This window comes from Streptomyces sioyaensis (assembly GCF_004122735.1).
Taxonomy (GTDB): domain Bacteria; phylum Actinomycetota; class Actinomycetes; order Streptomycetales; family Streptomycetaceae; genus Streptomyces; species Streptomyces sioyaensis.
The window spans coordinates 1-9,181 of sequence record NZ_SDIF01000183.1 but is presented as its reverse complement, the minus strand read 5'-3'; the positions used below and the strand labels follow the sequence as shown (position 1 = coordinate 9,181).

Sequence of the window (9,181 nt, the reverse complement as noted above, 5' to 3'; positions counted from 1 at the left end):
CCACCCCCAACGGGAGGGGCCGGACCGCAGGACGGAGTCCGGAGGGCCGGTCCCGCAGCCGAACAGCCAGCGCAGCGGCAACCAGCCCGCCGCAGGCGCAACGGCGACAAACCATCACGGCGGGACAGCCGACCACGTACGGCGCGCCGCAAAGCGCAACGGCGAAAAACCATCACGGCGGGACGGCCGACAACGTGCGGGCGCGCCGCAAAGCGCAACGGCGACAAACCACCACGGCGGGACGGCCGACAACGTGGGGCGGCAACCACTACGCGGACGGGCGCCCAAGCGCCCGGTAGGTCCAGCCCGCCTTGCGCCACAGGTCGGGGTCGAGGGCGTTGCGGCCGTCCAGGATGCGGCGTTCGGCGACGACCTCGCCCAACGTGGCGGGGTCGAGCTCGCGGAACTCGCGCCACTCCGTGAGGTGGAGCACGACGTCGGCGCCGCGTACGGCGTCCAGCGCGCTGTCCGCGTACGCCAGCGTCGGGAAGAGCCGCCGGGCGTTCTCCATGCCCTTCGGGTCGTAGACCGTCACCTGGCCGCCCTGGAGGTGGATCTGGCCGGCGACGTTGAGCGCGGGGGAGTCGCGGACGTCGTCCGAGTCCGGCTTGAAGGTCGCGCCCAGTACGGCGACCCGCTTGCCCAGGAAGCCGCCGCCGCCGACCGCGTCCCGGGTCAGCTCGACCATGTGACCGCGGCGCCGCATGTTGATCGAGTCGATCTCGCGCAGGAACGTCAGCGCCTGGTCCGCGCCCAGTTCACCGGCGCGCGCCATGAAGGCCCGCAGGTCCTTGGGCAGACAGCCGCCGCCGAAGCCGATGCCGGCCCGCAGGAACTTCTTGCCGATCCGCTCGTCGTGCCCGATGGCCTCGGCGAGCTTCACCACATCGCCGTTGGCCGCCTCGCAGACCTCCGCCATCGCGTTGATGAAGGAGATCTTCGTCGCCAGGAAGGAGTTGGCGGAGGTCTTCACCAGCTCGGACGTCGGGTAGTCCATGACGATGAAGGGGGAGCCCTCGGCGAGGGGTGTGGCGTACACCTCACGCAGCAGTTCTTCGCCCCGCTCACCGGCCACGCCCACCACGATCCGGTCCGGGTGCAGGGTGTCCTCGACGGCGAACCCCTCGCGCAGGAACTCCGGGTTCCAGGCCAGCTCGACATCGGCGCCGGCCGGGGCGGCCGCGGCCAGCCGTTCGGCGAGCCGGGCCGCGCTGCCCACCGGCACCGTCGACTTGCCGACCACCAGGGCGGGCCGGGTCAGATGCGGAGCCAGCGCGTCGAAGGCGCTCTCCACGTACGACATGTCACAGGCGTACTCACCGTGCTTCTGCGGGGTGTTCACGCAGACGAAGTGCACATCGCCGAAGGCGCCGGCCTCCTCGTAGGAGGTGGTGAAGCGCAGCCGTCCGCTCGCCCCCTCGATCCCGGCGACGTGGCGGCGCAGCAGCTCCTCCAGGCCGGGCTCGTACATCGGGACCTCGCCCCGCTGCAGCATCTCGATCTTCTCGGGGACCACATCGAGCCCCAGCACCTCGAAGCCCAGCTCGGCCATGGCCGCGGCGTGGGTGGCGCCGAGGTAGCCGGTGCCGATCACTGTGATCTTGAGGGCCATGGATGCTCCAAACAAGCGGGGCGGCGCGGGCGCCGGCATTCAGGGTGGTGGTCGGTGTGCGGGCGGGCAGAAAATTGGCGCTGACCGAGCATAGTCGGGCGTGGAACGGCCCACTCCAGCCGCTCGCCCCCGCCCCGTGCGTCACTGTCGGCAACCTCACGTATCCGCAGCCGGGATCCGGCGCCTAGAATCCGGAGAGGTAACGGGTTACTTAACGGTAATTAGCACTTGCAGTCAGCTCTCAGGGGAGTGAGAAACCTTGGCGGGAACCGCTGATTTCGATCTGTACCGGCCATCCGAGGAGCACGACATGCTCCGCGAGTCGGTGCGCTCGCTCGCCGAGGCGAAGATCGCGCCGTTCGCCGCCGCGGTGGACGAGGAAGCCCGCTTCCCGCAGGAGGCACTCGACGCGCTGGTCGCCAACGACCTGCACGCCGTGCACGTCCCGGAGGCCTACGGCGGCGCCGGCGCCGATGCCCTGGCGACCGTCATCGTCATCGAGGAGGTCGCCCGCGTCTGTGCCTCGTCCTCCCTCATCCCGGCGGTCAACAAGCTCGGCTCGCTGCCGGTGATCCTCTCCGGCTCCGAGGAGCTGAAGGCGAAGTACCTGGGCCCGCTGGCCAAGGGCGACGCGATGTTCTCGTACTGTCTGAGCGAGCCGGACGCCGGCTCCGACGCGGCGGGGATGAAGACCAAGGCCGTCCGCGACGGCGACCACTACGTCCTCAACGGCGTCAAGCGCTGGATCACCAACGCCGGTGTCAGCGAGTACTACACGGTGATGGCCGTCACCGACCCCGAGAAGCGCTCCAAGGGCATCTCGGCCTTCGTCGTGGAGAAGGGCGACGAGGGCGTCTCCTTCGGCGCACCGGAGAAGAAGCTCGGCATCAAGGGCTCGCCGACCCGCGAGGTCTACCTGGACAACGTCCGGATTCCCGCGGACCGCATGATCGGCGTCGAGGGCACCGGCTTCGCCACCGCCATGAAGACCCTGGACCACACCCGCATCACCATCGCGGCCCAGGCGCTCGGCATCGCCCAGGGCGCCCTGGACTACGCCAAGGGCTACGTCCAGGAGCGCAAGCAGTTCGGCAAGCCGATCGGCGACTTCCAGGGCGTCCAGTTCATGCTCGCCGACATGGCCATGAAGGTGGAGGCGGCCCGTCAGCTCACCTACGCCGCGGCCGCCCGCTCCGAGCGGATATCCGCCGGCGGCAAGGGCGAGGACCTGACGTTCTTCGGCGCCGCGGCCAAGTGCTACGCCTCGGACGCCGCCATGGAGATCACCACGGACGCCGTCCAGCTGCTCGGCGGCTACGGCTACACCCGTGACTACCCGGTCGAGCGGATGATGCGCGACGCCAAGATCACCCAGATCTACGAGGGCACCAACCAGGTCCAGCGGATCGTGATGGCGCGCAACCTGCCGCAGTAGTAGGGGCAGGAGAACGGCGTACGGCGAGGGGCCCCGGATCGCAGTGGCGGTCCGGGGCCCCTCGTGTGCCGGGCGTGGGTCAGTTGCCGCTGACCGTGACCTTCTCGTCGTTGTTCAGCTGCTGGACCAGCTGCCGGAGCTTGGCCTTGTCCCAGACCAGGTTGCCGCCGGTGGAGCCGGAGATGGGCATGTTCATCGACTTGCCCTCGCCGCCGGTGACGCCCTTCATCGCGAAGAACATGTTGCCCAGGTTCCACAGGCTCATGTCCTTGTCGACGATGAGGGTGTCCAGGCCGGCACTCATCGTCGGGTAGAGCTTGAAGGGGTTGAGCACGGTGCCGGGCGTGGCCGTCTGGCTCGCCAGGGTCGCCAGGAACTTCTGCTGGTTCTTCGTCCGGTCCAGGTCCTGGCCGGCGAAGGCGTGCCGGGTGCGGACGAAGGCGAGCGCCTGCTGGCCGTTGAGCGTCTGCTTGCCGGCCGGGAAGTCGGCGCCGGAGTTCTTGTCCTTGAACGCCTTCGGGATGTCCATCTCGACGCCGCCGATGGCGTCCACGATGTTGGCGAAGCCGGCGAAGCCGATCTCGACGTAGTGGTCGATGTGCAGCTTGGTGTTGTACTCGACGGTGCGCACCAGCAGCTCCGGGCCGTCCTCGGCGTAGGCCGCGTTGAGCTTGGTGTGCCGCCCGGTGTCCGGGTACTTCTTGCCGGAGTCCGAGCCGACGAACGACGGTATCTCGACGTCCGAGTCACGCGGCAGGGATATCAGCGTCGGGCCGTTGCTGCCGTCGTGCAGGATCATCATCGAGTCGGTGCGCTTGCCCTCGGCGGAGCCGGTGTGCAGCTTCTGCTTCTCCGCGGCGGACATGCCCTCACGGCTGTCCGAGCCGACGATCAGGTAGTTGGTGCCGTCGCCCGCCAACGGCCGGTCGATGACCTTGCTCAGGTCCACCTTGCGGCGGAGCTTGCCGTCGGCCCAGAAGTAGGTGGCGACCGAGGCCACCGCGAGCACCGCGACCAGAGTGATCACGGTCCACTTGATCCGCCGGCCCCAGCGCGGCCGCGGCCGCCCGGGACGGCCGTCGTAGCCGTAGTCGTCACCGCGACGGCCCCCGCCACCGCCGCCGTAGACCTCGCCGGTGTTGTAGCCGCTGTCGTATGCGTCGTCGTAGCCCTGGGACTGCTGCGGCGGCACGGTCGCGCCTCTGCGCGGGGACATCGACTGCGGCATCGGCGGCTCGTGCCGCTGGTAGCCGGGGGCCGCGTCGCGCCGCACCTGGGGCATGGCGCGCGCACCCTCCGGCTCGGCGTTGCCGCTGCCGTATCCGTACCGGTTGCCGCTCTGGTCGCCGGACCACCCATTGGGCCACTCATTCATACGGGGAAGTGTGCATGCCGCGGCGGGGTGCTCCATAGACCGGGTGCCGGATCGGGCCAGGGCTGTTGCAGAGCTGATGCAAAGCCACGGCGGCCTTCCACCGCATACCGGAAGGGGGAGTTGCCATCCCGACCTGGGATAACGGAAGGCCGTATTCCGGTTTGTATCCGGCAGGGATCACGAGAGCAATGTCACGGACCTGCGGCTCAGTGCGAGAGCTGTCTCACGGACGGTGCGGGGCCCGGTCGTCTTCCGGCCACTTAGGGTGGCTGCATGACCGAACTCGCCACCGAAAACCCCGAGGAAGAGCAGGCGGGCAAGCCCACCTCTGTGTCCCGCATCACACTCAGCCACATCATGACGGCGGTCGACACCAACCTGCTGGGAACGGTGCACGGCGGCGTGATCATGAAGCTGGTGGACGACGCGGCGGGCGCGGTGGCCGGGCGCCACTCCGGCGGGCCGGCCGTGACCGCCTCCATGGACGAGATGGTCTTCCTCGAACCGGTCCGGATCGGCGACCTCGTGCATGTGCGCGCCCAGGTCAACTGGACCGGCCGCTCCTCGATGGAGGTCGGCGTGCGGGTCCTGGCCGAGCGCTGGAACGAATCCAGCCCGGCCCAGCAGGTCGGGTCCGCCTACCTCGTCTTCGCCGCCGTCGACGAGCAGGGCAAGCCGCGCCGGGTGCCGCAGGTGGTCCCCGAGACCGAGCAGGACAAGCGCCGCTACCAGGAGGCGCAGATCCGCCGTACGCACCGCCTCGCCCGGCGGCGCGCCATCAAGGAGCTGCGCGAACGGCGCTCCGCGGAAGGCCTCGACGGCGCATAGCGGCGACCGTCAGCTGCGCGAGCAGCGCCAGCCCCGTGCCGATGACGGTGCCGGCCGCCGCGCAGATCACATCGTCGACATCGGCGATCCGTCCGGCTCGCATCAGCAGCTGCGCCGTCTCGATGGCCAGGCACAGGCCCACCCCCAGCAGGAACGCCGCGGCGGCCGACGTGCGCGGCGCCGCGAACCTCAGCATCAGCGGTGCGGGGACGAACAGCGCGGCGTTGGCGATCTGCCGCCGCACCAGCATCGCCAGCTCCCCGGGCTCCAGCTGGGCGCCCAGGTCGAACAGCCCCTCTCCGGGCCGCCACCACACCGTCGCGTCCCCGGACCCGATCGGCTGGCTGGGGGCGAGCGTCGCCGCCAGGAGCAGCAGCAGCCAGCCGGTCAGCAGCATCCGGGCCGTGGTGCGCGGTGCGCGGTCGGCCGGGGCGCGAGCCGCCCACAGGGCCAGCGCCAGCGCCAGCAGCAGCGCCAGGGCCAGGAAGAGCGCCACCGAGGCGGGGGTGATGCCGAGCACTACCTGCCACACGATGCGCCCCTTTCAGGACATCCAGGACATCAACTGCAGCTCCATTTTGTGACGTAGATCGTCTGCGCCCGCTCCATGACGCCCCGGATGCACTCGTCCCGGAGCATCTCCACCCGGCCGCTCAGCCCGACGGCGCCCCCTTGCGTCCGCCGGGTGCCGAACCAGCCGGGGAAGGCGGTGATCCGGTCGTTCCTGCGCTGGTAGCCGAGTCGCACGACGATCTCGTCCGGCCCGGCGGGCTCGTCCCGCCGGTAGGTCGCGGTGTACGTCCCGTCGGCCCCCACCGGACCGCTCAGACACAGCTGGCCGCGCACCAGGTCCCCGCAGCCGGTCGGTGCGGCCGGCGCCGGCGGCGCGGCGGCGGCGGTGGCCGCGACCAGGCCCAGGGCCGCGAGGGCCACCGTGACCCGGCGCGCACGGTGCTGGGCATCCGGCCGGCGGGCCGGCGGCCCGGGCAGGGTGCGGCGGGGTGCGGGAACGCTCATGCCGCCTCGCCCCGCTCGGCCCCGCCCGCGCGAGGCGCGCACGCTTCGACGCGGAGCGCACGACCGGCAGCCGGCCGCCGGAGCCCGCCGCGCCGGCTCATGGGCACACCGCCTGATCGCCGGTGATCGCCGCGATCCCGCCGGGCTTCTGCGGCGGCTCCTCGGCCCGCACCCGCTGCACCGCCCGGTGGTCCCGGCCGACCGTCACCTGCATCACCGGCCCCTGCCCGGTCACCGGGTGCAGCTCGGCGCCGGGCAGCGCGACGGCCAGCGAGCGGGCCGAGCGGTCCCAGCGCGGGTCGTAGGCGACGACCGTGCGGGGCACCGTGCCGAGAGAGGAGGCGCTGGGGCCGTCGGTGGTGGCGAAACCCGTGGCGTGCAGCTCCCCGGCCACCGAGGTGCCCGCCCCGGCCCGGCCGCTGCCGTTGTCGACCTGCACCTGGACCTGGCCCGGCGGTACGTCGACGACCCGGCCCCGCGGCGCCTTCCCGCCCCGGTGCGCCGCGATCGGCTTGTCCTCGCGGATCGCCTGGAAGAGCTTCGGCGCCTGCACCGGATCCCAGCGCACGGTCGAACCGACGCCCGGCACCGTCTGGGCCGTACTGGCCAGCGGCACCGACGTGAACTCCGAGGACGACGGGGAGAAGCCGCGCATCGCCTGCCCGAGGTCGACCAGGTCGTTGGCCCCGAAGCCGGAGTCGGCCCGTACGGACCGCAGCATCGTGTCGGCGACGTCCCTGAAGCGGATGGGGTTCATCAGCACTCCGGAGGAGGTGATCTTGTGGATGAGGGCGGCCAGGAAGCGCTGCTGGCGCTGCATCCGGCCGAGGTCGGCGGAGCCGTCGATGTGCCGGGAGCGCACGTACTGCAGCGCCTGCCCCCCGTTGAGCTGTGACTTTCCGACCGGCAGGGCCAGGCCCGTATAGCTGTCCCGCAGCGGCCGTACGGTGCAGATCTCCACCCCGCCGACCGCGTCCACGCTGCGCATGAAGCTGGTGAAATCGACCTCCAGATAGTGGTCGATGTGCACCCCCGTCATGTGCTCCACGGTCCGCACGGTGAGGTTGGGCCCGCCCTCGGCATAGGCCGCGTTCAGCTTGATGGCGTGGACCGGGCGCGGTGCGCCGGTGACGGCGTCCGTATGGGCGGGGACCTCGGCGTAGGAGTCACGGGGGAGGCTGATCACGCTGGCGCGGTCCCGGTCGGCGGAGAGGTGCACCAGCATGAGGGTGTCGGTGCAGTGACAGGGCGCGCCGCCCAGGTGGTACTTCTGCTTCTCCGCGGCGGTGAGCTTGTCCCGCCCGTCCGTGCCGACGACCAGGAAGTTCAGGCCGTCGCCGCCCCCGGGGCGGTTGCTCATGCCCTTGAAGGCGTCCACCCGGCCGAGGCCGCTCTCCACGCCCGTGACCATGGCGTGCCCGATCCCGCTCGCGGCCAGTACCAGCACGGACGCGGCGGCGCCGATCCGCAGCCCCCAGCGCTTCCCCGGCGGGCGCCGGCGCGGCGCGGGCCGGGCGGCCCGGCGCCTGGCCGGACGGGGGGAGCGGAAATGCGCGGTCACGGGGGACACCTCCGCGGCTGGACGGGCGTGAGCGGTGCCCGGCGGGGGAGCGGGGCAGGACGGTGAGGAGGCGGGTGGGGACGAAGCCGGCGAGGACACCGTAGGCCCATACGATCGGCTGCAAAGCACCACACGCCGGGCATCCGCCGCCCGGCCACCCGGCTGCGCCCGAGGGTGTCCCCCGTTCGCGGTAACGTGAGGCGCGATACTGCAGTCTCCCGGCGGGCGCTGCCGTCGCTGGCGGCCGCCGCGGGCCGTAACCCCTGAGGAACCATGCCGCAGCAGCAGCCCCCGGCCGTCTCCGTGATCATGCCGGTGCTCAATGAGGAACGTCACCTGCGCAATTCGGTCCGGCACATCCTGGAGCAGGAGTACGCCGGAGAGATGGAGGTGGTGATCGCCCTCGGCCCGTCCACGGACCGTACGGACGAGATCGCCGCCGAGCTTGTCGCCGAGGACCCCCGGGTGCACACGGTGCCGAACCCCACCGGCCGTACGCCGGCCGCGCTGAACGCCGCGATCAAGGCGTCCCGGCATCCCATCGTGGTGCGGGTCGACGGCCACGGCATGCTCTCGCGGAACTACATCGCCACCGCCGTGCGCCTCCTGGAGGAGACCGGCGCGGCGAACGTCGGCGGCATCATGCACGCCGAGGGGGAGAACGCCTGGGAGGACGCGGTCGCCGCCGCGATGACGTCCAGGATCGGCGTGGGCAATGCCGCCTTCCACACCGGTGGACAGGCGGGCCCGGCCGAGACCGTCTACCTCGGCGTCTTCCGGCGCGAGGCGCTGGAGCAGCAGGGCGGCTACAACGAGGAGTTCATCCGCGCCCAGGACTGGGAGCTGAACTTCCGCATCCGGGAGGCCGGCGGCGCGATCTGGTTCTCACCCGAGCTGAAGGTCCAGTACCGCCCGCGGCCGAGCGTCCGGGCGCTGGCCAAGCAGTACAAGGACTACGGCAAGTGGCGCCATGTCGTCGCCCGTTACCACGCTGGATCGATCAATCTGCGCTACCTGGCGCCGCCGACCGCGGTGTGCGCCATCGCGGCGGGCCTGGTGGCCGGCGCGGCGGTCACGCCGTGGGCGCTGATCGTCCCGGGGGGCTATCTCGCCGCCATCGCCGCGGGCTCGGTGCCCGCCGGCAAGGGCCTGTCGCCGAAGGCGCGTCTCCAGATCCCCCTCGCCCTGGCCACCATGCACATGGCCTGGGGCGTGGGCTTCCTGACCAGCCCCCGTTCGCTCGCCAGGAAGGTCATCGCCAGCCGCCGCCCGGCCGTGACGAACCCGGCGGTGGGGGCCGAGTAGGCGGGGTCCGCCTCCGCGCCCGAACCTCCCCTCTCCACCCGCCCACCC

The 9,181-nt window shown here is 71.5% G+C and carries 8 protein-coding genes; 3 read left to right on the top strand and 5 right to left on the bottom strand.

The annotated features are described in order from the left end of the window. Positions 1–268: 268 nt before the first annotated feature. Positions 269–1,612 (bottom strand): UDP-glucose dehydrogenase family protein, encoded by a 1,344-nt coding sequence (locus EST54_RS31835; protein ID WP_129251170.1) that lies wholly within the window; start codon positions 1,610–1,612, stop codon positions 269–271. Between the two features lie 259 nt (positions 1,613–1,871). On the opposite strand from EST54_RS31835, the gene EST54_RS31830 reads away from it, so the two are divergent. Next, positions 1,872–3,047 (top strand): acyl-CoA dehydrogenase, encoded by a 1,176-nt coding sequence (locus EST54_RS31830; protein ID WP_129251169.1) that lies wholly within the window; start codon positions 1,872–1,874, stop codon positions 3,045–3,047. A gap of 79 nt (positions 3,048–3,126) precedes the next feature. Here EST54_RS31830 and EST54_RS31825 read toward each other — a convergent pair whose 3' ends face one another. Next, a complete protein-coding gene (locus EST54_RS31825) occupies positions 3,127–4,422 on the bottom strand; it encodes an LCP family protein (protein ID WP_129251168.1) in 1,296 nt (431 codons plus the stop codon). A gap of 273 nt (positions 4,423–4,695) precedes the next feature. On the opposite strand from EST54_RS31825, the gene EST54_RS31820 reads away from it, so the two are divergent. Beyond that, positions 4,696–5,250, top strand: a complete 555-nt coding sequence (locus EST54_RS31820) for an acyl-CoA thioesterase (protein WP_129251167.1) — start codon at positions 4,696–4,698, stop codon at positions 5,248–5,250. Here the strand turns inward: EST54_RS31820 and EST54_RS31815 are convergent. From EST54_RS31815 to EST54_RS31805, 3 genes are all read right to left on the bottom strand, one after another. After that, positions 5,201–5,782, bottom strand: a complete 582-nt coding sequence (locus tag EST54_RS31815; protein ID WP_129251166.1) for a VanZ family protein — start codon at positions 5,780–5,782, stop codon at positions 5,201–5,203. The genes EST54_RS31820 and EST54_RS31815 overlap by 50 nt on opposite strands. Positions 5,783–5,811: 29 nt before the next feature. After that, positions 5,812–6,267, bottom strand: a complete 456-nt coding sequence (locus EST54_RS31810; protein WP_129251165.1) for a hypothetical protein — start codon at positions 6,265–6,267, stop codon at positions 5,812–5,814. A gap of 97 nt (positions 6,268–6,364) precedes the next feature. Next, entirely contained in the window at positions 6,365–7,828 is a 1,464-nt protein-coding gene (locus EST54_RS31805; RefSeq protein WP_129251164.1) for an LCP family protein, read from the bottom strand. Between the two features lie 273 nt (positions 7,829–8,101). Between EST54_RS31805 and EST54_RS31800 the strand changes: the two genes are divergently transcribed. Continuing rightward, the gene (locus EST54_RS31800; RefSeq protein ID WP_129251163.1) at positions 8,102–9,133 is read left to right on the top strand and encodes a glycosyltransferase family 2 protein; all 1,032 of its coding nucleotides are present in this window, start codon (positions 8,102–8,104) and stop codon (positions 9,131–9,133) included. The last annotated feature ends 48 nt before the right edge of the window (positions 9,134–9,181 follow it).